Here is a 22,451-nt window from a genome sequence, read left to right as displayed (position 1 = left end):
GCGGCCCGCCGCGCCCGACGCCCGCCAACGCTGCCAAGGAGGAGCGATGACCCACCCCACCAAGGTCCTGGCGATCGTGACGAACTACGGCGTCGAACAGGACGAACTCCTCGTCCCCCTGCGGCACCTGCGCGAGAACGGCGTGCAGGTCGACATCGCGGCCCCGCACCGGGATGACATCCGCACCCTGGTCCACGACAAGGAGCCGGGCGAGACCGTGCGCCCGACCCACACCCTCGACCAGATCGAACCCTCCGGCTACGACCTGCTGCTCATCCCCGGCGGCACGGTCAACGCGGACACCCTGCGGCTGCGCCAGGAGGCGGTGGCCCTGGTGCTCGCCTTCACCACCTCCGGCCGGCCCGTCGCCGCCATCTGCCACGGCCCGTGGATGCTGGCCGAGGCGGGCGTCGCCTACGGCAAGCGGCTCACCTCCTACCCGTCCCTGCGCACCGACCTCGCCAACGCCGGCGCGACCTGGGCCGACGAGGCGCTGGTCACCGACGACGCCAACGGCTGGCGGCTGGTCACCTCCCGCAACCCGGGCGACCTCGACCACTTCCTGCGGGGGATCGACTCCGCCCTGAGCGCCCGCGCCGGGGCCGCCGCCTGAACGGTGTCAGGGCACGGCGAAGGCCCGTACGGACGCCGCTTCGTACAGGCCTTCGCCATGGGCCGCGCTGGTCACCGTGAGGGGAACCGGTGGTGCTCCACCAATCGGGTGAACTCGTCCCAGAACACCGGACCGGCCCGCTGACCGTCCGCGCAGACCGCGACCCCGGCCAGCCCGTCCGGCGTGCCGAACCCGGCCGCCCGGGACAGCTCGATGCCCGAGCCCAGCACCGCGACCGGCTCCGGTCCGGTCGGGCTCAGGGCGAGTGCTGCCCGGTGGTGTCGTGCCCGGTGAGGTGGTCGCGCAGGGCGGTGATCGCCCCGGTACCCGGCGGCAGCCCCCAGACCGTCGCACCCGTCGTACCCGGTGGGCCCGCTCGGGGTTCGTGCAGCCGGCGCTCGCACCGCCGCAGCTCGTCCGGCCGGGCGCGGGCCCGGAGTGCGGGGAAGAGCTGCTCCTCCTCGCCGCGCAGGTGGGTGCGGAGCACCAGGACCAGGACGGCGGTGGCGCGGCGGCGCCCGGCGACGGACAGCCGGCGGTCGTCCGCCCGGTCCAGCAGCAGGCGGATCGACGCGTGGGTCCGCCCGGCGGCGTCCGCGAGCGCCCGTCCGCCCGGGAGGCACCGGCGTGCCAGCGGGTAGAGGTGCTCCTCCTCGGCCCTCAGATGGGGCAGGACGAGCCGCCGCAGTCCGTCCAGCAGCCGCAGGTCCTCGTCGTCGGTGGCTCCGTCGCGGGCCCGGACGCCGTCCAGCTGTCGCAGCAGCGCCTCGATGGCCCGGTGCTGGGCGAACAGCCCGCTCGGGAACCCTTCGGCAGCGTTCATGGGGACCTCCTCCCGCCGGCCTCGGTGACGTTGGCCGTCCCGGTCGTCGCTCCGGAGCCGGGACGTACCCGGCGGGTGCCCGGGATCGACGGCGGCAATCCCGCCGACGGCCATCGGCCCGGCGGCGTTCACGCTGGTGACGGTCCCGCCGGAGGCCCGCGTTTGCGCCCGGGCGGGCCGGGGACACGCCGGACCGGCGGGGGGAATTGTCGAGGAGGAGACCAGCGATGTCGAACGATGCCATCGTCCTGCTGCGGGAGGACCACAAGGAGGTCCGCCGCCTGTTCCGCGAGTACCGGGGGCTCGCCGACAGCGGCGGCGACGACGGGGCGCGGCGCGGGGCGGTCCAGCGCATCGTCGAGGAGCTGACCGTCCACACCTACCTGGAGGACGAACTGGTCTACCCCAGGATCCGCCAGGAGCTGCCCGGGCTCGCCGAGGAGATGGACCGCGCCGAGCAGGAGCACCACGTCGCCGACCTGCTCTGCGAGGAGCTCAGCCGGATGGCCCCCGACGACGAGGGCTACGACGCCAAGACCGCCGTCCTGATCGACGCCGTCGAGCGGCACATCGAGCGGGAGGAGGACGAGTGGTTCCCCAAGGTGCGGGCCGCGCTCGGCCGCACGGAACTGCGGGAGCTGGGCGAGCGGATGCAGGCGGTGCGCGAGACCGCCCCGCGCCACCCGACCGCCGGCGGCGTGCTGCACCGCATCGCCGACGCGCTGGAGGGCTGACCCGGGCCGGCCGTAGCAAGCAGATCCCGCGGTGACCGGACCGCGCAGGAAGGAAGTCCCGTGCCGTGGACGACCCTGAGGGAGTTGAGGATCATGGGACACGGCGGAAACGTGATCGCCGAGTTGACGACTGATCACCGCGAGGTGGCGAGGCTGTTCGACGAGGTCCTGGCGCTGCCACCGGGCGCCCCGCGCCGCCGCGAGTTCGCTCGCGCCGCCACAGGGCGTAGCGCCGGCCGTAGGCTGAGGCCATGACGGAGCGGCCGGCGGGCCTCGGGTGGACCTTCCTCACCAACCACGCCCGCGTACTGGTGCAGATCGCCCGCGACCCCGGCATCCGGGTGCGGGACATCGCCACGCGCTGTCTGCTCACCGAACGGGCCGTGCAGCGGATCATCGTCGACCTCGAAGCGGCCGGCTACCTCACCCACGAGCGCCAGGGGCGGGTCAACCACTACCGGGTGATCACCGGGAAACAGCTGCGCCATCCGGCCGACGCCGGGCCCACCCTCGCGGAGCTGCTGGCCGCGCTGTTGCGCTGACCGCACCTGGGCGAGGGTGGGCGAGGCTGGGCAGGGTCAGTCGGCTGTCGTCGCCCGGCTCGTAGGCGCGGCGTTCGTCGCGTAGGGCGGCTTCGAGGGTGTCACCCGGCGGGTGGGGGCCGGTCATGGCCGGCCCCGCCGGGGGCTGGGGAGCGTGGTCACCATCGCGTGGTCACCATCGATACCACCGGCCGCCACCGCGGCCGCCCGCGGCGAACACGAAACCGAGGAGCCACAGCACCAGTACGGCGAGCGCGATCCACCACAGGGCGTGGATGGCGAAGCCCACTCCGCCCAGGATGATCGCCAACAGCAGGACGAGGACGATGAGAAGCATCGGATTCGGCTCTCTCGTGAGGAGCGGACGATTACGAGTCCGGCGTGTGCCCGCTTCGGCCCGGTCCATACGTGGATGGCAGCCTCACTCTGAACGGCTGATAGCCCCCGGGGTATCCTGCCGGGATGCCTGCACCAGATGCCGGAACCGATCCAGCCGTCGTGCTGTCGGGCTACGGCCCCGTCGGCCGTGCCTACGCCGAGCGACTGCTGACCCAGGGGGACGGGCTCGCCCGCGACCACGGCGTCCGGCCGAGGCTCGCGGCCGTACGCGTCGGCTCCGCGCAGGTCCTGCTCCCCGGCGGCGAACCCGTCCCGCCGCGCCCGGCGTGGGGTCCGCTCGCCTCCCTGGAGCAGACCCTCGACCGGACCGGCGCGCGGGTGCTGGTCCAGGCGCTCCCGTCCTCCCCGCAGGCACGGCAGCAGGCCGCGGAGGAAGCCGTGCTGGCGCTGAGCCGCGGGGTCCACGTCGTCACCGCCACCAAGAGCCACCTGCTGAGCCACTGGAGTGAACTCGGCGCTGCCGCCCGGGCGGGCGGCAGCCTGATCAGGATCTCCGGGGCCACCGGCGCCGCCCTCCCGGCCGCGGACCTGGCCCGCACCGGAGTGCGCGGGCTCGGCTGCCGCTCGGTCCGGGCCTGCCCCAACGGCACCGCCACCTTCGTGCTCGACCGCCTGGCGGCGGGCGACTCCCTCGCCCAGGCGGTCCGCGAGGCCCAGCGCCGCGGCATCGCCGAGGCCGACCCCTCGGCCGACCTCTCGGGTGGCGACGCGGCCACCAAGGTGCGCCTGCTCGCGGCACTGCTGTGGGGCTGGGAGCCGTCGGCCGTACGGATCAGCACCGAGCCCGTGGACGCGCAGGCCGGCCCGGCAGCGGTGGCCGCGGCCGCCCGGGGGCACCGGCTGCGGGCCGTGGCGAGCGCGAGCGCCGACCGCCCGCTCGTGGTCGAGGTCCGCCTGGAGCAGACCGAGCCGGGCGACCCCCTGCACGCGCTCACCGGCCCGGAGAAGGCCGTCGTCTACGGCTGCCCCGACGCCGGTGACATCACGGTCAGCGGGGGCCGGTCCAGCCCGCTCGGCGCGGCGCTCGCGATGCTGCGGGACACCCTCGACGTGACGGCGCCCCGCGGGTACGGCTTCGGCTGAGGCAACCGGGCTCCTGGGCCCAAGGGATCGTGGAGGCGTTGTGGGGACGGATCCAGCCGCCCGGCGGGCGGCCGAGCAGGCGGACGGCGGCGCGGGCATGCGGCCGTGGCGGTTCGTGGTGTGGTTCGGCACCGTCAGCCTGCTCGCGGACTTCGTCTACGAGGGCGCCCGCTCCATCACCGGCCCGCTGCTCGCCTCGCTCGGCGCCTCCGCGACGGTGGTCGGCGTGGTGACCGGCGCGGGCGAGGCCGCGGCACTCGTCCCGCGCATGCTGTCCGGGCCGCTCGCCGACCGCACCGGGCGGTACTGGGCGCTGGCGATCGGCGGCTATGTGCTCACCGTGGCGTCCGTCCCGCTGCTCGGCGTGGTGGGGTCGCTGGGCACGGCCTGCGTGCTGGTGATCGCCGAACGGGTCGGCAAGGCGATCCGCTCCCCGGCCAAGGACACCCTGCTCTCCCACGCCACCGCCGCCACCGGCCGGGGCCGGGGCTTCGCCGTGCACGAGGCCCTGGACCAGGTCGGCGCCGTCATCGGCCCGCTCACCGTCGCGGGCATGCTCGCGGCCACCGGCGGCTACGGGCCCGCGCTCGGCGTCCTCGCCGTCCCGGGCGCGGCCATGCTCGGCCTGCTGTGGTGGCTGCGCACCCGGGTGCCCGACCCGAGCCGCTACGAGTCCGCGCTGCGCCCCACCCCGCGGGCCGCCCCCGGCCCGACCGTGCCGGCACCCGGACGGACGCCGCTGCCCCGCGCGTTCTGGGCGTACGCCGCGTTCACCGCCGTGACCATGACCGGCTTCACGACCTACGGCGTGCTCTCCTTCCACCTCGTCCGGCGCCATCTGCTCTCCGCCTCCGCGGTACCGGTGGTGTACGCCGGGGCGATGTTGACCGGCGCGCTGGCGAGCCTGGCGACCGGCTGGCTGTACGACCGGATCGGCCCGCGCACCCTGGTGGTGCTGCCGGTGCTGGCCGCGGCGGTGCCCGCGCTGGGCTTCAGCGACGCGGTGGCGGCGGCGGTGGCCGGTGCGCTGGTGTGGGGCGCCGCGCTGGGCGTGCAGGAGTCGACCCTGCGGGCCGTGGTCGCCGACCTCGTCCCCGCACCGCGCCGGGCGACCGCGTACGGGGTGTTCGCGGCCGTCGTCGGCGCCACCACCCTGGCCGGCGGGGCCCTCACCGGCGCGCTCTACGCGGTGTCCGTGCCTGCTCTGGTCACCACCGTGGTCGCCGTCCAGGCCGCCGCCCTGGTGCTGCTCGTCACCGTGCGCCCCGGCCGCGGCTGAAGGCCCTACGGCGTCCGCAGGGCCGCCTCGCAGGCGAGGCAGCGCCGGTCGGCCATGGCGGGCGGGTACCAGGGTTCGCCCGGTCGGGTCGGCCGGTAGTGGGAGTGCTCCATCGGGTCGGTGTCCAGGCCGCACAGGGTGCGGGGGAGTGGATCCTCGGGCACGTCCGGATCGCCGCCCGCGGCGTGCACCGCGAACACCACCGGTTCCACGCCGTCCGGCCCCAGGGCCTCGTCCTGTTCCAGTTCGAACAGGACGACGATCGCCGTCATGTCGTTCCACCCGTTCGTGTTCCGGCCGCCGTCCGACGGACTCCGCCGGTCACCGCTTCTTCTTCGCCAGCCACTCGGCGAGCACGGCGGCCTGGCTGTGGTCGACGTCCTTGGTGGCGGTCAGCAGGGTGAGCCTGTCGCCGGTGGCGAGTTCGCGCAGGTGCCCGGCGGCCTCCTGGTGGTCGTCATCGCGCAGCTCGGTGAGGTAGCGGCGGCGGAACTCGGTGAAGCGCTCCGCGTTGTGGCCGTACCACTTGCGCAGCTCGGTGGACGGGGCGACATCGCGCAGCCACTCGTCCAGGTGGGCGTCCTCCTTCTTCATCCCGCGCGGCCAGACACGGTCCACCAGCACCCGCTGCCCGTCCTGCGGAGAGGAGTCCTCGTAGATCCGCCGGTAGGTGATCTTCGTGGCCATGACGGGTCCTCTCGGTTGCGCGGTGCGGCGGGAGGCGCCGGGCGTCCCACACCAGCGTGTGCCCGGATCGGGCGGATCCGCACACCGACGGCGGAGCCCGGGGCGACCCGCCCCCGGCGGTGCCGCGTGGCGCCCCGGCGCACCGGGCGGCCGCCGCTAGGGTCCCGCCGGGGGGCGTCATCGGCTCCGCTGCGGAGGTTCCATGAGTGCGTCCGACACCACCGCGCCGCCGCGCACCCGGGTCAGGGTGCGGCGGGGCAGTACCTTGCTGCGCTGGCTGTTCACCACCGACCACAAGGTGATCGGCAACCTCTACCTGGCGACGGCCTTCGGGTTCTTCCTGGTGGGGGGTCTGATGGCGCTGCTGATGCGGGCGCAGTTGGTGGGGCCCGACACCGGTTTCCTGTCGAACGAGCAGTACAACCAGATGTTCACCATGCACGGCACGATCATGCTGCTGCTGTTCGCCACCCCGACCTTCGCCGGCTTCGCCAACGCGATCATGCCGCTCCAGATCGGCGCCCCCGACGTGGCCTTCCCCCGGCTGAACGCCTTCACGTACTGGGCCTTCCTGCTGGGCGGGCTGATGGTGCTGAGCGGCTTCCTCACCGCGGGCGGGGCGCCCGCCTTCGGCTGGTTCGCCTACGCGCCGCTGAACGGGCCGGAGCACTCGCCGGGGACGGGCCCGGACCTGTGGGCGCTCGGCCTGGTGGTGGCGGGGCTCGGGACGATCCTGGGCTCGGTCAACTTCATCACCACCATCACCTGCCTGCGGGCGCCGGGCATGACCCTGTTCCGGATGCCGATCTTCACCTGGAACGTGCTGTTCACCTCGATCATGGTGCTGCTGGCCTTCCCCGTGCTCACCGCCGCCCTGCTGCTGCTGGAGGCGGACCGCAAGTTCGGCGCCCACGTCTTCGACCCGGCCAACGGCGGGGCGCTGCTGTGGCAGCACCTGTTCTGGTTCTTCGGCCATCCGGAGGTGTACATCGTCGCGGTGCCGTTCTTCGGCATCGTCAGCGAGATCATCCCGGTCTTCAGCCGCAAACCGCTGTTCGGCTACTACGGGATGATCGGCGCGACCATCGCCATCACCTCGCTGTCGATGTCGGTGTGGGCCCACCACATGTTCGCCACCGGGCAGGTGCTGCTGCCGTTCTTCTCGATGATGTCCTTCCTCATCGCGGTGCCCACCGGGGTGAAGTTCTTCAACTGGATCGGGACCATGTGGAACGGCTCGCTGTCCTTCGAGACCCCGATGCTGTGGTCGATCGGATTCCTGGTGACCTTCCTGTTCGGCGGCCTGAGCGGGGTGCTGCTGGCCGCGCCGCCGATCGACTTCCACGTCACCGACAGCTACTTCGTGGTGGCCCACCTCCACTACGTCCTGTTCGGGACGGTCGTGTTCGCGACCTTCGGGGGCTTCTACTTCTGGTGGCCGAAGATCACCGGGAAGATGCTCGACGAGCGGCTCGGCAAGGTGCAGTTCTGGATCCTGTTCGTCGGGTTCCAGACCACCTTCCTGGTGATGCACTGGCTGGGCGCCCAGGGCATGCCCCGGCGCTACGCGACGTACCTGGCCGTGGACGGCTTCACCACGCTCAACGTGGTCGCCTCGATCGGTGCCTTCCTGCTCGGCGTCTCCAACCTGCCGTTCTTCTACAACGTCTGGATCACCACCCGGCACGGCACCCTGGTCGACCAGGACGACCCGTGGGGCTGGGGCCGCTCACTCGAATGGGCCACCTCCAGCCCACCGCCGCACCATAACTTCCTGGTGCTGCCCCGGATCCGCTCGGAGTCGCCGGCCTTCGACCTGCACCACCCGGAGGTGCCGGCGGAGGACTCGTCGAGCGGCTCCGAACAGCCCCAGGGCGGCCGGAGCGGACAGGGGGGCAGGCGATGAAGGCCGAGGGATGGCTGTTCACCGTGATGACGGTGTTCTTCGCGGTGACCGGGCTCGTGTACGGGTTCTGGGCCCGGGAGCCGGCCGGCAAGGCGATCCTGACGGTGGCGTTCCTGATGTCGGCGCTGGTCGCGCTGTTCTGGTTCGTCCAGCACCAGCGGCGGGGCGGCGGACGGCCCCAGGACCGCAAGGACGCGGAGATCGTGGAGAACGCCGGGCCGATGGGCTTCTTCCCGGCCCGCAGCGGCTACCCGGTGCTCACGGCGGCGGGCCTGGCGGTCTTCGCGCTGGGCCTGGTGTTCGCCCGCTGGCTGATCGTCTGCGGGGCCGTGCTGCTCGCCTTCGCCGTGTTCGGGTTCATCTTCCAGTACCACGACCGCGGCGACGACGGGGCCTGAGCCGCCGGAACAGCCGGCCCAGCGGCCCGTGCCCCCTCGCAGGTGCGGTCCGCTCGCCGGCCGGCCGCGGGGGGTGCACCGGATCGGTGAGGACGGCTGTGACGGCGCGGGACTCCTGCTCGGTGGCGGGCAGGTCGACCCGGTCGCCGTGGTACCAGGAGCCGAGCGCCGCCCGGACCTGCTCGGTGCGCGGCGCCCCGGGCAGCGGCTCGTCCGGCCGGGGCGCGTCCCGGACCAGCATCACGTACCGCTCGGCCGCCGGCACCGGCTGGTGGTGCCCGTCGAAGCCGCCCTCGATCGACTGGTCGATCCGGCCGGTCTCGTCGCCCTCCAGCAGCCGGGCGCGGTCCCTGGCCTGCAGGGCCAGGCAGAGCCGCCGGGTCACCATGAAGGCGAGCGGCGGTGCCAGGAAGAACGCCGCACGCAGCACCCAGGTCAGCGAGTTGACCGAGACTCCGAAGGAGTACGCGATCACGTCGTTGCCGCCGGCGACCAGCAGCACCGTATAGAAGGCGATGCCGGCCGCCCCCAGTGCGGTGCGGACGGGCTTGTTGCGCGGCCGGTCGCACAGGTGGTGCTCGCCGCCGCCCGGGGTCAGCCAGCGCTCCGCGAAGGGGTAGGCGTACAGCGCCCCGAACAGCAGACCGGGCACCACCAGCGCGGGCAGGAAGGCGCTCCAGGAGATGGTGTGCCCGAGCACCCCGGTCTCGACGGCCGGCATCAGCCGCAGGGCGCCCTCGATGAACCCGATGTACCAGTCGGGCTGGGCGCCCGCCCCGGCGATGTCGGGCCGGTAGGCGCTGTACCGCCAGATCGGGTTGATCTCCGCGAGCAGCGCCGACAGCGTCAGGATCCCGCCGACGGTGAACGCCAGGCCGGTGGTGCGGGCCAGGAACTGGGGGAAGAACGGGTGTCCCACCACGTTCCGGTTGGTGCGGCCCGGCGCCGCCCACTGGGTGTGCTTCAGAACCACCACCAGGGTCAGGTGGGCGCCGATCAGCGCCAGCAGCAGGCCGGGCACCAGGAGGATGTGCACGGTGAACAGCCGAGGGATGATCGCGTGCCCGGGGAACTCGCCGCCGAAGGCGAAGAAGCTGAGGTAGGTGCCGACCACCGGCACGGAGAGCAGGACGCCCTCGGCGATCCTGAGCCCGGTGCCGGAGAGGGTGTCGTCCGGCAGGGAGTAGCCGGAGAACCCCTCCAGCAGGGCGAGGGTGAACATGGTCACCCCGATCACCCAGTTCAGCTCGCGCGGGCGGCGGAAGGCGCCGGTGAAGAACACCCGGAGCAGGTGGGCGCAGATCGAGGCGGTGAACAGCAGGGCGGCCCAGTGGTGGATCTGACGGACCAGCAGGCCGCCGCGCACCTCGAAGCTGATCCGCAGGGTCGAGGCGTAGGCCTCGGACATCCGCACCCCGCGCAGCGGCAGGTAGGGGCCGTGGTAGTCGATGTCGGCCATGCTCGGGGCGAAGAAGAAGGTGAGGAAGACCCCGGTCAGCAGCAGCAGGACGAAGCTGTACAGCGCCAGTTCGCCCAGCAGGAACGACCAGTGGTCGGGGAACACCTTGCGGAGCAGTTCCCTGCCCGCCTCCGTCAGCGGAAGCCGTCCGTCGACGGCCCGTACTGCGCGCTCACCGGGCGTCGGCTCGGGTGGGCTCGCCCCCACCCGCTGGTCGCGGTCCGGCAGGCCGTTCGGAGACGGGTGGTGGCCCTGGTTTCCGTCCATAGCGGGCAACCTAGTGCGAAACGCCCCGTCCGGGCGCGCAGGCCGTCGCGATCCTCCCTCCGAGCGAGCGGCGGAGCACCCCATCGGAGCAACCCGCGCAGCCCCGGTGGAGGTGGCGGACGGCCGGGGCCGGTCGGTCAGCCGGGGTGCCGGGCCGCGTGCTTGGCCAGTTCCCGCTGGTCGGCCTCGCAACTCCCCGGAGCGAGGCCGACCAGCACCTGGGCTATCCCCAGTAGCCCACGTGCACGGCGGAAGCCTCCTCGAAGAGGAACGGCCCGGACACCTCCACCGTGTTGCCGCCGGCCGCGAAGACCGTGCGGCAGGGCAGGTCGAGCACCGGCTCGTCCGGGTCCACGCCCGCGATGGCGTTCAGCTCGGTCGCGGCGAGCGCGTAGACCACCCGGCGGATGCCGCTCCAGTAGATCGCCCCGGCGCACATCGCGCAGGGCTCGGTGCTGGAGTAGAGGGTGGCCTCGGCGAGCTGGTGCGGGGCCAGGGTGCGGGAGGCCTGGCGGACCAGGTTGGTCTCCGCGTGGGCGGTGACGTCGTGGTCCGACAGCACGCTGTTCTCGGCCGTGAGCAGGACGGTCCCGGAGGGGTCGGTGAGCAGCGCGCCGAAGGGGTGGTTGCCGTGGGCGCGGGCGGAGGCGCCGAGCTCGATGGCGGCGAGCAGATGGGAGTGGTCGGCCATGACAGGTCTCCTCGGGGCGGTGCAGGTCGTGGCGTTAAACGTATAACGTCAGCGGTGGTCGGTGGTTGTCAGCTGCCGTAGCCTCCTCCGCCGGGGGTGCGGATCTCCAGGGCGTCCCCCGCCTCGACGTCGGCGCTGCCGCAGCCGGGCAGGTCCTCGACGCTGCCGTCGGCGCGCAGGATCCGGTTCTCGCCGAGGCCGCCGGGGGAGCCACCGTCCAGGCCGTACGGGGGGACGCGGCGGTGGCCGGAGAGCAGGCTGACCGTCATCGGTTCGCGGAAGCGCAGCCGGCGCAGTGCGCCGTTGCCGCCGTGCCAGCGGCCCTCGCCGCCGCTGCCGGGGCGGACGGTGAACTCCTCGACCAGGACGGGAAGGCGCCACTCCAGGACCTCGGGGTCGGTGAGGCGGGAGTTGGTCATGTGGGTCTGGACGACGTCGGCGCCGTGGAAGCCGGGCCCGGCGCCGGACCCGGAGGCGATGGTCTCGTAGTACTGGTGGTTTTCGTTGCCGAAGCTGAGGTTGTTCATCGTGCCGGAGCCCTCGGCCTGGACGCCGAGCGCGGCGTAGAGCGCGCCGGTGATGGCCTGGGAGGTCTCGACGTTGCCCGCGGCGACGGCGGCGGGGTGGCTCGGGGCGAGCATCGAGCCGGGCGGGACGACGATCCGCAGCGGGCGCAGACAGCCGTCGTTGAGCGGGATGTCGTCGTCGACGAGGGTGCGGAACACGTACAGGACGGCGGCGGTGACCACGGCGGAGGGCGCGTTGAGATTGCTCCCGAGCTGGGGCGAGGTGCCGGTGAAGTCGATGGTGGCGCTGCGGTCCTCGCGGTCCACCCGGACCTCGACGGCGATCACGGCGCCGGAGTCGGTCTCGTAGCGGTACGAGCCGTCGCCCAGGCCGTCGATGGCGCGGCGCACCGCCTGCTCGGCGTTGTCCTGGACGTGCCGCATGTAGGCCTGGACGACGTCGAGGCCGAAGTGCTCGATCATCGAGTTGACCTCGTCGACGCCCTTGCGGTTGGCGGCGATCTGGGCGCGCAGGTCGGCGAGGTTGGTGTCCGGGTCGCGGGAGGGGTACCGCGCCCCGGTGAGCAGCCGGACCGTCTCCTCCTCGCGCAGCCGGCCGTTCACCACCAGCGGCCAGTCGTCGAAGAGCACGCCCTCCTCCTCGATCTCGCGGCTGGCGGCGGGCATCGAGCCCGGGGTGATGCCGCCGATCTCGGCGTGGTGGCCACGGGAGGCGACGAAGAACAGGACGTCCTTCCCGGCGGCGTCGAAGACCGGGGTGACCACGGTGACGTCGGGCAGGTGGGTGCCGCCGTGGTACGGGTCGTTGACCGCGTAGGTGTCGCCCGGGCGCAGCTCGGGGCCGCGGCGGCGGATCACCTCCTTGACGGTGGTGCCCATCGAGCCGAGGTGCACCGGGATGTGCGGCGCGTTGGCGACGAGGTTGCCGTCCGGGTCGAAGAGGGCGCAGGAGAAGTCCAGCCGCTCCTTGATGTTGACCGACTGGGCGGTAGATTCCAGCCGGGCTCCCATCTGTTGGGCGATGGCCATGAAGAGGTTGTTGAAGACCTCCAGCAGGACGGGGTCGGCGGCGGTGGTGACGGCCTCCCCCGTGCGGGCCTCGACGTGCTCGACCAGCAGGTGGCCGGCCTGCGTCACGGTCGCCCGCCAGCCGTCGTCCACGACGGTGGTGGCATTGGCCTCGGCGATCACCGCCGGGCCGGTCACGGTGGACCCGTGGCGCATGGACTCCCGCTTCAGCAGCGGGACTTGGCGCCGTTCGCCGTCGGTGTACAGCTCGACGGTGAGGGGCTCGGCCTCGGGGGCGGCGTCGGTCTCGGCCTCGGTTTCGGAGGCGGGGGAGAGGGCGCCGAGTTCCGGCTGCTCGGTGAGGCCGGTGCCCTCGACGGCGAGGGCCTCGATGACCAGCGGGCGGTCCATCAGGAAGGAGTAGGTGGCCTGGTGCCGCTGCTCGAACTCGGCCCGCATGTCGGCCGGTTCGCCCAGCGGGACGCCGATCGTGGTGTCGGTGCCCTGGTAGCGCAGCCGGGCCCGGTGGGTCAGCCGGATCCGCTCCTCCGGGATGCCCTGGTCGAGCAGCCGGTCGGTGGCTTCCGCCACCAGCTCGTCGGCCCGCTCCCGTACGGCGGCCATCTCGCCTTCCGCCAGCGGCCGTTCGACGGCGTGTTCGCGCAGCACGGTGGTGTCGGCCAGGCCGATGCCGAGGGCGGACAGCACGCCCGCCATCGGCGGGACCAGCACGGTGCGGATGCCCAGCGCCTCGGCCACCGGGCAGGCGGCCTGGCCGCCCGCGCCGCCGAAGGTGGTCAGCGCGTAGCGGGTGACGTCATGGCCCTGCTGGACGGAGATGCGCTTGATCGCGTTGGCGATGTTGCCGACCGCGATCCGCAGGAAGCCCTCGGCCGCCTCCTCGGCCGAGCGGTCGCCGATCTCCCCGGCGAGTTCGGCGAACTGACGTCGCGTCAACTCGCGGTCGAGCGGCTGGTCGCCGTCCGGGCCGAAGACGTGCGGGAAGTGCTCGGCCTGGATCCGGCCCAGCAGCAGGTTGGCGTCGGTGACGGTCAGCGGCCCGCCGCCCCGGTAGCAGGCCGGCCCGGGATCCGCTCCGGCCGAGTCCGGTCCGACCCGCAGGCGTTCGCCGTCGAAGCGCAGTACCGAGCCGCCGCCCGCCGCGACGGTGTGGATGGCCAGCATCGGCGCCCGCAGCCGCACCCCGGCGACCTGGGTGGTGACCACCCGCTCGTACTCGCCCGCGAAGTGCGACACGTCGGTGGAGGTGCCGCCCATGTCGAAGCCGATCACCCGGTCGTACCCGGCCAGTTCGGACATCCGCACCATGCCGACGATGCCGCCCGCCGGGCCGGACAGGATCGCGTCCTTGCCGCGGAAGTGCCCGGCCTCGGCCAGTCCGCCGTTGGACTGCATGAACATCAGCCGCACGCCCGCGAGTTGGTCCGCCACCCGGTGGACGTAGCGGCGCAGCCCGGGGTTCAGGTAGGCGTCCACCACGGCGGTGTCCCCACGCGGCACCAGCTTCATCAACGGGCTGGCCTCGCTGGACAACGACACCTGGTCGAAGCCGAGTTGCTCGGCGAGGTGCCCGATCTCGCGTTCGTGCGCGGGGTGGAGGTAGCTGTGCAGGCAGACCACGGCGACGGAGCGGATGCCGTCCGCCAGGCAGCCGCGCAGCTCCTCGGCGAGCCGGTCGAGGTCGGGCGGGCGCAGCACCTCGCCGTCGGCGGCGATCCGCTCGTCCACCTCGACCACCCGGGCGTACAGCGGCTCGGGCAGGGTGATCGCGCGGGCGAAGATCTGCGGCCGGTTCTGGTAGCCGATCCGCAGCGCGTCAGCGAAGCCGCGGGTGATGCAAAGGGCGGTCGGCTCGCCGGTGCGCTCCAGCAGGGCGTTGGTGGCCACCGTCGTCCCCATCCGGACGGAGTCGATGTCCGTCCCGAGGTCGGCGTCGGGCGGCAGCAGGGCGCGGATCCCGGCCACGGCGGGGTCGCGGTGGCGGGCCGGGTCGTGCGAGAGCAGCTTGTGGGTCAGCAGCCGGCCGTCCGGGGCCAGCGCCACCACGTCGGTGAAGGTGCCGCCGCGGTCCACCCAGAACTGCCAGCCCCTGGTTGCCATCACCGGCTCCTCCTCAGGCCCCGGCGTGCGCGAACAGCGCCGCGTGGCGGGCGATCGCCCCCGCGTGGTCGGCGCACTGGTGGTAGCAGCAGGCCAGCAGCACCAGGTCGGCGGCATCCACCGGGTCCGTGGCTCCGTCGCGCAGCAGCAGCTCGTACAGCAGCCGCTGCCGCTGGCCGGCCTCCGGCAGCTCGGTGAGCACATGGGTGACGCCCCCGGGCGCGCCGGACTCCAGCGCGTCGGCCGCCCGCGCCACCAGGTCCAGCGCCGCCTCGGCGATCCCGCGCAGCGGGGCCAGCAGCCGATCGCCGTACGGTTCCCGCTCCTGCCGCGCCCAGGCCGTCTCCAGCAGTCGCTGCACCAGCTGCCCGAGCGCCTCCACCTCACACCCGACGTGGACGCCCACGACCACCCCGGCCCGCCCGTCCGGCGCCGTGGCGGCGTCCTCCTCGATCCGGGCGCGCAGCTCGGCCAGGGCCTTCTCCGCCGCCGCGATCGCGTCATGGCCGGCGGCCGGGTCGGTCAGCACGGCGGTGGCGCCGCGCAGCGCGTGGTGCGCCAGCCGGACGAGGTCGGCCAGCTCGCCGACCAGAGCGCGGCAGCCGGACATCCTGCTCACCTCCCGTTCCCTCGACCAGTGTCTCCCCGCCGCCGCGGCGCCGCCCCTAGCCGTAGAGCCGGGCGCCGTACCGCGGTCCGTAGTACTGCTCCAGGTCCGCCAGCTCCTCGTCGGGCCGCTCCAGGCTCTTGGCGATGCGCGCCCGCGACGGGGCCGCCTGCGGGTCCCAGGACTCCGGCTTCCAGAGCGCCGAGCGCAGGAACGACTTGGAGCAGTGGTAGAAGACCTCCTCGATCTCGACCAGCAGCGCGCCCGGGGGCCGGTGGCCGTTGACCACCAGCCGGTCGAAGAACGGCGCGTCGCGCAGCAGGCGGGCCCGGCCGTTGATCCGCAGGGTGTCGCCGCGGCCGGGGATCACGTACAGCAGGCCGACGTGGGGGTTGGCCAGGATGTTCCGGAAGCCGTCCGTGCGCCGGTTGCCGGGGCGCTCCGGCAGGACGATCGTGGTGTCGTCCAGGACCAGGGTGAACCCGGCCGGGTCGCCCTTGGGGGAGGCGTCGCAGCTGCCGTCGGCCGACGCCGTCGAGACCACGCAGAACGGCGAGGCCGCCAGCCACCGGCGGTCGTGCTCGTGCAGCGAGGTCCGCACCTTGGCCGCGTCCCGGGGAGTCGGCGAACCGAGCAGCTCCCGCAGTTCACTCTCCGAAGTGATCTCCACCAGTTCGTCCCTCCGCATGGACGTACCCCTCTCCCCGTATGCCGCGATCACGTCGGGCCCAGCCTATGCAGGGGCGGGGGCGGGCGTTCGCCGGTTCACCAGGGCAGCGCGGACAGCAGGGGTTGGGGGACTGCTCAGGCGAGGGCGAGCAGGCTGACGGCGAGGGCGGCGGTGCCTGCCCCCCGGCCCCATGGCCTGAGGCGCTCGGGTCAGCGGTCCAGGGCGGCCAGGCGCCGTTGGGCGGCGGACAGTGAGCGGCCGCGGGGGAGAGGCCGCCAGGGGTCGTCCGCGGTGAGCTTGTCGGCGTCGGCGAGGGTCCAGCGGCGGGCCGTGAGAGACGGGTCCTCGACGTCGGCCCAGGCGACCGGCGCGGCGACGGGGGCGCCCGGCAGGGCCCGTACGGCGTAGGGGGCGACGGCGGTCTGGGCGTAGGCGTTGCGCTGGGTGTCGAGGTAGAGGCGGCCGCGGCGGGCGGCCTTGCGGGCGGCGGTGGTGAGGCGGTCCGGGTGGCGGGCGGCCAGCAGTTCGGCGAGGTCGCGGGCGAAGGCGCGGACCTCGTCGAAGGGCGCCCGGCGGTCCAGCGGGACGAGGACGTGCAGGCCGCGGGAGCCGGTGGTCATCGCGAGGGCGGGCAGGTCGAGTTGGTCCTCCAGCAGTGCGCGCAGCAGCAGCGCGGCCTCGCGCACCGGGGCGAACCCGGTACCGGGCGGGTCGAGGTCGAGGACCAGGCGGTCCGGGTGGTCGGGGCGGTCGCTGCGCGAGAGGAAGCGGTGCAGGGTGGTGCAGGCCTGGTCGGCGAGGTAGACCAGGGTGGCCGTGTCCTCGCAGAGGGCGTACGTCACCGTGCCGTCCTCCTTGGGGAGTTCGACCCGGTGCACCCAGTCCGGGAAGTGCTCGGGGACGTCCTTCTGGTAGAAGCCGCGGTCCTCGATGCCGTCGGGGTGGCGTTCGAGCATGAGCGGCCGCCCGCGCAGCTGCGGGAGCATGCGGGCGGCGACGGTCCGGTAGTAGCGCGCGAGGTCGGCCTTGGTGAGGCCGTCCTCGGGGAACAGCACCTTGTCCGGGCGGTCCACCGACACGGTGCGGCGGCCGGCCCGGATGTTCACGGCGGCGGTCATCCCGGCCTCCCGGGGGCGTCAGGGCGTCGCCCCGGCCGCGACCTGGCGCAGGGTGTGGCCGGTGCGGGCGGAGCGGGCGCGGTACGGATCGGGCGTGCCGTGGGCGGACGCGCGGGCGTCGGCCTGCTTGACCAGCAGCCAGGCCTCCCGGCCGCCGCCGTCGCGGTCGGTGCGGATCCGGGTGAGCGCGTAGCCGCCGTGCAGCTTGTGGCCGTCGAGCCGGAAGGAGGCGTGGCCGCGGTCGAGCGCCTCGGTGAACGGCACCGGGCGGCCGTCGCGGTCGGTGGTGAGGTTGCGGAAGGTGCCCTCGTCCCAGACGATCACCGTGCCCGCGCCGTACTCGCCCTCGGGGATGACGCCCTCGAAGGTGCGGTACTCGAGCGGGTGGTCCTCGGTGGGGGTGGCCAGGCGCTTGTCGTGCGGGTCGGTGGACGGGCCCTTCGGCACGGCCCAGGACTTCAGCACGCCGTCGGCCTCCAGCCGGAAGTCGAAGTGCATGGTGCGCGCGTCGTGGATCTGCACCACGAAACGTGACTCGTCCTCCGGCGGGCCGGTGTACCCGCCGCGCGGTTCCGCCGTCCGGGCGAAGTCCCGCCGGCGGTGGTAGCGGTCCAGGGCGTCGTTGGCGGCCATCGCGTCCTCCCAGCGGATGCGGTTACGACGAGGCGGCTACCCCGGCCACCGGCTCTCACCCGTCGGCCACCGGTTCCCACCCGTCCCGGACGTTACGGGGACCGCCCGGCCGGGCACCCGTCCGGTGGGAGGTGGCGCGGATGGACGGGCCGGGGCTTTCCGGGCGCGAACTGCGGATCCTCACGGAAATCGAGAACCAGCTGCGGGTGGACCGCCACCTGGACCGCGCCCTGCGCACCATGCGGCATGGCCCCCGCTGGCTGGCGGGGTGGGTGCTGCGGGCGGTCGCCCGGGTGCCGGTCTTCGTGTTCTCGCTGCTGGGGGCGCTCTCCGCGACCCTGGTGCTGATCAGCGCCACCGCGCACTCACCCGCCGCGCTCACGGGATTCTCCCTGGTCTGGGCGTCGTCGATCGCGCTGGGCACGGCGCGGGTGGTCGCCCACCGCCGGGGCATCGCCCCGTGACCCCGGCCTGCCCGGTCTGTCCGGCGGGTCGTGGTGCCGCAGCTCGCTGATCACCGCCCAGGCCACCGACACCACCGGCACGGCGACCACCGCGCCCAGCACCCCGGCCAGCACGGCGCCGCCGATCACCGACAGCGCCACCGCCACCGGGTGGATGCGCACCGACCAGCCCAGCACCAGCGGATGCAGCAGATGCCCCTCGATCTGGCCGATGATCACGATCAGCGCGAGCACCAGCAGCGCGACCACCGGCCCGCGCGCGGCGAGCGCCACCAGCGCGGCGACCGCCAGGGCGATCGGGGAGCCGATCAGCGGCACCAGCGCCGCCACGAACTCCAGCACCATCAGCGGCAGCACCAGCGGCACCCGCAGGACGGCCAGGGCGATGCCGACCAGCCCCGCGTTGGTCGCCGCCACGATCAGCACGCCGCGGGTGTAGCCGGCGAAGGTGTGCCAGGCGGCCCGCCCGGCCCGGCTCCAGACCGGGCGGGCCCGGGCCGGGAGCTGGTGCTGCGCCCAGGCCCACATCCGATCGCCGGAGTGCAGGAAGAACACCGAGCAGAACACCGCCAGGGCCAGCCCGGTGACCATCTCCACGGCGGTGCTGGCCCCGCTGAGCGCGGTGGTCAGCAGGGCCGAGCGGTGCGCCGAGAGGAACGCCCCGATCTTCGCCCGCAGGTCTGTGACGGTGCCGGGCCGCAGGTGGAAGGGGGCGCGGGTGAGCCACTGGTCGATCCGGCCGAGACCGCCGCGCAGCTCGTTGCCGAGCCCGCTCCACTCGTCGGCGACGTTCGTCCCGACCAGCGTCAGGACCCCGCCGACGAGCGCGATCGCGCACACGAAGGCCACCAGCACGGCGAGCGATCGGGGCATCACCCGGCCGAGCAGGTCGACCAGCGGGCGCAGCACGGAGGTGATCACCAGCGCCAGGAACAGCGCGATCACCGGCACCTGGAGTTCGCCGAGGACGGTGACGGCCAGGTACGCGGCCACGCCGAGCAGCCCCAGCCGCCAGATGTACCCGGCGGCGGTGCGCAGCCCGGCCGGGACGTGCTCCGGGGGTGCCACCGGACGGGCCCGGCGCAGCGCCACCCGGGGCGGGCGGCTGCCGAGCGGCCGGGGCCGCCTGCCCGGCCGTCCCGGGCCGTTCACGCCCACCGGTCGGCTCCCGGGCGTCGACTGGGCCGACCGGGCCGAACGGGCAGCACCGGCCGCACCGGCCGGATGGGCCGGTGCGGCCGCGGGTCTCGGCGGGGCTTGCTCACGGGACGGTCTCCGGGGCGGGCCACGGTCGGCTCAGTCGGGCGTCTCGTGCGGCTCCGGCTCGCGGGCCGGCTCGGTCAGTTCGGACTCCTCCCCGTCGTCCGGCCCGCGCTGCCCCTCGTCGGGCACGAGCGGCGGTCCGTCGTCGGCCGTCCGGGACCCGGGTGTCTCGACCGGGACCGGCGGGTCCTTCGGCACGGGCTGGCCGTGGTCGCGGGTCGGCTCCTGATCGCGGGTCGGCTCCTGGCCGCTCATGGGGGCCTCGCCTCCTTCGTCTCGATCCGATCCTGCTCCGGGCCGTGCTCCACCCGCGCCTCGAGTGCGCCGGACGGAGTTGTGCTCAGGCTGCCTTGTCGTGGTGGATGCGCAGCGGGCGGACGTTCTGCACCGTGGGCTCGTCGTTCTCCTGGTAGTGGGTGAACCGGACTCCGATGTGGTAGTTCCGCACCAGCATCCAGCCGAGGAAGCCTCCCGGATGGAAGTCCTGCCCCCAGCGTCTCTCCGGCTCGGGAGCTCGTACACCTCGGCGCGGCGGCATCCGGTGCGGCCGGACCTCCCGCCCCCGGCGGCCGTCCGAGCGATTCGGCGCCCCGCGCGGCATGATGGTCGGGACGGCACCCTGCCGTTCCGAGCGGACCGGGAGCGTGCGATGCCAGGGCCAACCGAGGTCCCCAGTGAGGGGGAGCAGCAGGGCGGCAGCCTGCACGTCGTGGTGGACGACCGGGCGTCGGTGCGGGTCGTCACGCTGGCCGGGGAACTGGACCACGACTCGGCGCACGTGCTGCGCGCCGCACTGGCGCGACCGCTGCACGACGGCGTCCGGCGGATCGTGGTCGACCTCGCGGAGCTGCGGTTCTGTGACTCCACCGGCCTGAACATCCTGCTGCGCGCCCGGCTCGACGCGGCCGCGATCGGGCGGACCCTCGAAATCTCGCGGCCGGAGCCGATCGTGGCCAGGCTGTTCGAGGTCACCGGCACCGACACGGTGCTGCGGGTCCGCCTCGACCCCGACACGGAGCCCGGCCCCCCGGCGCCCGAGGCCGCCGCCGACGCCCCTCCTGCCGACTCGGAGTGAGGCGGCGCAGCGGATCCGGGCCGGCCGGGCGGGCACGGCCCGCGGGTGGTGGACCGGCTCGCCAGGGCCTGGGGGTCGGTGCCCGAGGACGGCGGCAAGCTGGTCTGGCTGGAGGTGCCGTCCCCGCTGGACCACCGCGCCCCGGCCGCTGACGCCTGCCGACATCGTCAGGGAACCGGATGAACCGGGCGAAAGGTGCGTCGGCGGCCGGATACCGGGTAGAAGCCCCGTGCAGCGGCCGCGGGTTCGCGGCGCTGCCGGGAGAACACCGTGTTCGGAATTCTGGAGACCGCGCCTTCGGGGCCGTCCGACCTGCCCCCGCGCCCGACCGAGGCCGAGCTCCGCGGGATGGGGAAGACGGAGGCGCGGGAACTCAGCGACGCGCTGTTCGAGCGGCTGTCCGGGCTGGCCCGGGAGAGCGCCGCTTACAGCTACGTACGGGGCACGATCATCGAGCTGAACATGCCGCTGGTGCGGTTCATCGCCGCCCGCTTCCGGCACCGTGCCGAGGACATGGAGGACATCCTCCAGGTCGGCACGATCGGCCTGATCAAGGCCGTCGACGGCTACGACCCACACCGCGGCGTCGAGTTCCTCACCTACGCCATCCCCACCATCACGGGTGAGGTCAAGAGGTACTTCCGGGACACCTCCTGGCCGGTGCGCGTCCCGCGGAGCATGCAGGAGCTCTACCTGACGGTGGCCCGCGGCTCGGACCGGCTGGAGCAGCAACTCGGCCGCCCGCCCCAGCCGGAGGAGATCGCCGAGGATCTCCACCTGAGCGTCGAGCAGACCACCGAGGGCCTGGTGGCGGGCCGGGTCTACCGCCCCAGCTCGCTGGACGCGCTGCGCGAGCAGGACAGTGACGAGAGCGGCAGTGCGATGCTGGACCGGCTCGGCGGCTGCGACCCCGGCATCGAACTCGCCGACTTCCGCACCGCGATACGCCCCCTGCTCGCCGAACTGCCCGAGCGCGAGCAGGCGGTGCTCAAGCTGCGCTTCTGGGACGGCTGCACCCAGTCCGAGATCGCCGGGCGGATCGGCGTCTCCCAGATGCACGTCTCCCGGCTGCTCTCGGCCACGCTGACCCGGCTGCGCGAGCGGCTGGAGGACCGCGACGCCCCGGGCTGGGCCGAGGAGCCGGAGGAATGCGGCTGAACTGCTCGGGCGCCCGGCGTTTCCCGGCCCCCGCAGTGGATAGTCGCGCTGCGGGGGTCGTCGCGGGTGAAGACGTGGAGGAGGAGCACGATGGCGCGCCGCCAGGTGAAGGGCCAGGGCTTGACGGTCGGCCGCCTCGGCGCACCCGGAGCGTTCACCGTGCAGTCCTCACCCTGGGCCGAGGGCACCGTGGTCAGCCTGTACGGGGAACTCGACCTGGACTCGGTCACCGAGCTGAACGAGGTGCTCCTGCCGGCTCTGGCCCAGCCCGCCACCGTCGTCGTGATCGACTGCGCCGGGCTGGAGTTCTGCGACTCCACCGGGCTCAACGCCCTGCTGCGCGCTCAGGCCCGGGCGGTCGACGACGGCAGCCGGATCGAACTGGCCCGCCCCCGGCCGCTGGTCCTGCGGATGCTCGAACTCACCGGTGCCACCGACGCCTTCAGGGTGCGTGACACCGTCCCCGGCTGACCGCGCGTACGGCGTCGAGGCGGAGGACGGCCGGGGAAGCGGCGGAAGGGAGCCGAACATGGCCGGGCTGCTGATCGACGGCGACGACCTGGTCGTCCGCTTGTCGTGGTGGGAGCGCATCGTCACCCGCCGCAGGGAGGTCCGGGTGCCGCTGGACACCGTCACGACGGTCGAGGTCCAACCGGACCGCTGGCGGGCGCTGCGCGGCGTCCGGGACGGCGGACTGGCCGTCCCCGGCGCGCTCTGCCTGGGCGTGTGGCGCCACAAGGACGGGCGGGACTTCGTCGCCCTGCGCGGGCACGAGCACGCCGTGCTGTGCGTGGGTCTGCGCCCGCCCGCGCCGTTCGCCGGGCTCGCCGTGGAGACGGACGACCCAGTGCGGACCGCGGCCGAGCTGCGTACGGCCCGGGGGCGGCGCGCCGCCCCCGCCTGAGCAGGCACTCACGGTGGCCGAG

At 73.8% G+C, this 22,451-nt stretch carries 27 protein-coding genes and 1 pseudogene; 14 read left to right on the top strand and 14 right to left on the bottom strand.

Going from position 1 to position 22,451, the window contains the following annotated elements:
* Positions 1-46: 46 nt before the first annotated feature.
* Entirely contained in the window at positions 47-613 is a 567-nt protein-coding gene (locus ACIG5E_RS10340; protein WP_396532858.1) for a type 1 glutamine amidotransferase domain-containing protein, read from the top strand.
* A gap of 71 nt (positions 614-684) precedes the next feature.
* Here the strand turns inward: ACIG5E_RS10340 and ACIG5E_RS10335 are convergent, their stop codons facing one another.
* Positions 685-843, bottom strand: a complete 159-nt coding sequence (locus ACIG5E_RS10335; RefSeq protein ID WP_396532857.1) for a hypothetical protein — start codon at positions 841-843, stop codon at positions 685-687.
* A 26-nt stretch (positions 844-869) separates the two neighbouring features.
* Complete coding sequence (locus tag ACIG5E_RS10330) at positions 870-1,436, bottom strand: hemerythrin domain-containing protein (protein ID WP_396532856.1); 567 nt, start codon at positions 1,434-1,436, stop codon at positions 870-872.
* Positions 1,437-1,663: 227 nt separating this feature from the next.
* Between ACIG5E_RS10330 and ACIG5E_RS10325 the strand changes: the two genes are divergently transcribed.
* The 3 genes and pseudogenes from ACIG5E_RS10325 (at position 1,664) to ACIG5E_RS10315 (ending at position 2,712) form a co-directional block, all read left to right on the top strand.
* Complete coding sequence (locus tag ACIG5E_RS10325) at positions 1,664-2,170, top strand: hemerythrin domain-containing protein (RefSeq protein WP_396532854.1); 507 nt, start codon at positions 1,664-1,666, stop codon at positions 2,168-2,170.
* Positions 2,171-2,263: 93 nt separating this feature from the next.
* Positions 2,264-2,389: pseudogene (locus ACIG5E_RS10320) on the top strand (hemerythrin domain-containing protein); the annotation flags it as partial.
* Between the two features lie 32 nt (positions 2,390-2,421).
* On the top strand, positions 2,422-2,712 hold the full coding sequence (locus tag ACIG5E_RS10315) for a helix-turn-helix transcriptional regulator (protein ID WP_396532852.1): 291 nt from the start codon (positions 2,422-2,424) through the stop codon (positions 2,710-2,712).
* Between the two features lie 172 nt (positions 2,713-2,884).
* Here ACIG5E_RS10315 and ACIG5E_RS10310 read toward each other — a convergent pair whose 3' ends face one another.
* A complete protein-coding gene (locus ACIG5E_RS10310) occupies positions 2,885-3,049 on the bottom strand; it encodes a hydrophobic protein (protein WP_396532850.1) in 165 nt (54 codons plus the stop codon).
* A gap of 125 nt (positions 3,050-3,174) precedes the next feature.
* Here ACIG5E_RS10310 and ACIG5E_RS10305 point away from each other — a divergent pair, with 125 nt between their 5' ends.
* Together ACIG5E_RS10305 and ACIG5E_RS10300 are read left to right on the top strand one after the other, a co-directional pair.
* Positions 3,175-4,194: a homoserine dehydrogenase gene (locus ACIG5E_RS10305; protein WP_396532849.1), complete on the top strand. Its 1,020-nt coding sequence runs from the start codon at positions 3,175-3,177 to the stop codon at positions 4,192-4,194.
* A gap of 40 nt (positions 4,195-4,234) precedes the next feature.
* Complete coding sequence (locus ACIG5E_RS10300; protein WP_396532847.1) at positions 4,235-5,473, top strand: MFS transporter; 1,239 nt, start codon at positions 4,235-4,237, stop codon at positions 5,471-5,473.
* A gap of 5 nt (positions 5,474-5,478) precedes the next feature.
* Here ACIG5E_RS10300 and ACIG5E_RS10295 read toward each other — a convergent pair whose 3' ends face one another.
* On the bottom strand, positions 5,479-5,745 hold the full coding sequence (locus ACIG5E_RS10295; protein ID WP_396532845.1) for a hypothetical protein: 267 nt from the start codon (positions 5,743-5,745) through the stop codon (positions 5,479-5,481).
* A 49-nt stretch (positions 5,746-5,794) separates the two neighbouring features.
* Positions 5,795-6,160 carry a DUF488 domain-containing protein gene (locus ACIG5E_RS10290; RefSeq protein ID WP_396532843.1) on the bottom strand — a complete coding sequence of 122 codons (366 nt, stop codon included), beginning with the start codon at positions 6,158-6,160 and terminating at the stop codon, positions 5,795-5,797.
* A gap of 202 nt (positions 6,161-6,362) precedes the next feature.
* Here ACIG5E_RS10290 and ctaD point away from each other — a divergent pair, with 202 nt between their 5' ends.
* The gene (gene ctaD, locus ACIG5E_RS10285; protein ID WP_396532841.1) at positions 6,363-8,066 is read left to right on the top strand and encodes a cytochrome c oxidase subunit I; all 1,704 of its coding nucleotides are present in this window, start codon (positions 6,363-6,365) and stop codon (positions 8,064-8,066) included.
* A complete protein-coding gene (locus ACIG5E_RS10280; RefSeq protein WP_396532839.1) occupies positions 8,063-8,464 on the top strand; it encodes a cytochrome c oxidase subunit 4 in 402 nt (133 codons plus the stop codon). Before ctaD ends, ACIG5E_RS10280 begins: the two co-directional genes overlap by 4 nt.
* On the opposite strand, the gene ACIG5E_RS10275 is transcribed toward ACIG5E_RS10280, so the two are convergent.
* The 7 genes from ACIG5E_RS10275 to ACIG5E_RS10245 form a co-directional block, all read right to left on the bottom strand.
* Entirely contained in the window at positions 8,424-10,190 is a 1,767-nt protein-coding gene (locus tag ACIG5E_RS10275) for a cytochrome bc complex cytochrome b subunit (RefSeq protein WP_396532837.1), read from the bottom strand. The two genes, ACIG5E_RS10280 and ACIG5E_RS10275, sit on opposite strands and share 41 nt — an antisense overlap.
* Before the next feature lie 223 nt (positions 10,191-10,413).
* Complete coding sequence (locus ACIG5E_RS10270; protein WP_396532835.1) at positions 10,414-10,881, bottom strand: nucleoside deaminase; 468 nt, start codon at positions 10,879-10,881, stop codon at positions 10,414-10,416.
* A 68-nt stretch (positions 10,882-10,949) separates the two neighbouring features.
* Positions 10,950-14,537, bottom strand: a complete 3,588-nt coding sequence (locus ACIG5E_RS10265; protein WP_396532833.1) for a hydantoinase B/oxoprolinase family protein — start codon at positions 14,535-14,537, stop codon at positions 10,950-10,952.
* A 13-nt stretch (positions 14,538-14,550) separates the two neighbouring features.
* Positions 14,551-15,156, bottom strand: coding sequence for a hypothetical protein (locus ACIG5E_RS10260; RefSeq protein WP_396532831.1), 606 nt, complete (start codon positions 15,154-15,156; stop codon positions 14,551-14,553).
* A gap of 46 nt (positions 15,157-15,202) precedes the next feature.
* Entirely contained in the window at positions 15,203-15,832 is a 630-nt protein-coding gene (locus ACIG5E_RS10255) for a pyridoxamine 5'-phosphate oxidase family protein (RefSeq protein WP_396532829.1), read from the bottom strand.
* Between the two features lie 191 nt (positions 15,833-16,023).
* Positions 16,024-16,932, bottom strand: a complete 909-nt coding sequence (ligD, locus tag ACIG5E_RS10250) for a non-homologous end-joining DNA ligase (protein WP_396532827.1) — start codon at positions 16,930-16,932, stop codon at positions 16,024-16,026.
* Between the two features lie 18 nt (positions 16,933-16,950).
* Positions 16,951-17,565: a DNA polymerase ligase N-terminal domain-containing protein gene (locus ACIG5E_RS10245; protein WP_396532825.1), complete on the bottom strand. Its 615-nt coding sequence runs from the start codon at positions 17,563-17,565 to the stop codon at positions 16,951-16,953.
* A 140-nt stretch (positions 17,566-17,705) separates the two neighbouring features.
* Here ACIG5E_RS10245 and ACIG5E_RS10240 point away from each other — a divergent pair, with 140 nt between their 5' ends.
* Positions 17,706-18,029, top strand: coding sequence for a hypothetical protein (locus tag ACIG5E_RS10240; protein ID WP_396532823.1), 324 nt, complete (start codon positions 17,706-17,708; stop codon positions 18,027-18,029).
* Here ACIG5E_RS10240 and ACIG5E_RS10235 read toward each other — a convergent pair.
* A complete protein-coding gene (locus ACIG5E_RS10235; RefSeq protein ID WP_396532822.1) occupies positions 17,931-19,187 on the bottom strand; it encodes an AI-2E family transporter in 1,257 nt (418 codons plus the stop codon). The genes ACIG5E_RS10240 and ACIG5E_RS10235 overlap by 99 nt on opposite strands.
* Before the next feature lie 138 nt (positions 19,188-19,325).
* Positions 19,326-19,547 (bottom strand): hypothetical protein, encoded by a 222-nt coding sequence (locus ACIG5E_RS10230; RefSeq protein ID WP_396532820.1) that lies wholly within the window; start codon positions 19,545-19,547, stop codon positions 19,326-19,328.
* Between the two features lie 394 nt (positions 19,548-19,941).
* Here ACIG5E_RS10230 and ACIG5E_RS10225 point away from each other — a divergent pair, with 394 nt between their 5' ends.
* From ACIG5E_RS10225 to ACIG5E_RS10205, 5 genes are all read left to right on the top strand, one after another.
* On the top strand, positions 19,942-20,367 hold the full coding sequence (locus ACIG5E_RS10225) for an STAS domain-containing protein (RefSeq protein WP_396532818.1): 426 nt from the start codon (positions 19,942-19,944) through the stop codon (positions 20,365-20,367).
* 45 nt (positions 20,368-20,412) lie between these two features.
* Positions 20,413-20,550, top strand: a complete 138-nt coding sequence (locus ACIG5E_RS10220; protein ID WP_396532816.1) for a hypothetical protein — start codon at positions 20,413-20,415, stop codon at positions 20,548-20,550.
* A gap of 87 nt (positions 20,551-20,637) precedes the next feature.
* A complete protein-coding gene (locus tag ACIG5E_RS10215) occupies positions 20,638-21,525 on the top strand; it encodes a SigB/SigF/SigG family RNA polymerase sigma factor (protein WP_396532814.1) in 888 nt (295 codons plus the stop codon).
* Positions 21,526-21,615: 90 nt separating this feature from the next.
* Entirely contained in the window at positions 21,616-21,996 is a 381-nt protein-coding gene (locus tag ACIG5E_RS10210; protein WP_396532813.1) for an STAS domain-containing protein, read from the top strand.
* 58 nt (positions 21,997-22,054) lie between these two features.
* Positions 22,055-22,429 carry a hypothetical protein gene (locus ACIG5E_RS10205; RefSeq protein WP_396532811.1) on the top strand — a complete coding sequence of 125 codons (375 nt, stop codon included), beginning with the start codon at positions 22,055-22,057 and terminating at the stop codon, positions 22,427-22,429.
* Positions 22,430-22,451: the final 22 nt, after the last annotated feature.

This window comes from Kitasatospora sp. NPDC053057, assembly GCF_044546945.1.
Lineage (GTDB): Bacteria > Actinomycetota > Actinomycetes > Streptomycetales > Streptomycetaceae > Kitasatospora.
The sequence above is the reverse complement of the archived record's forward strand: the minus strand, read 5'-3'. Positions and strand labels throughout refer to the sequence as shown.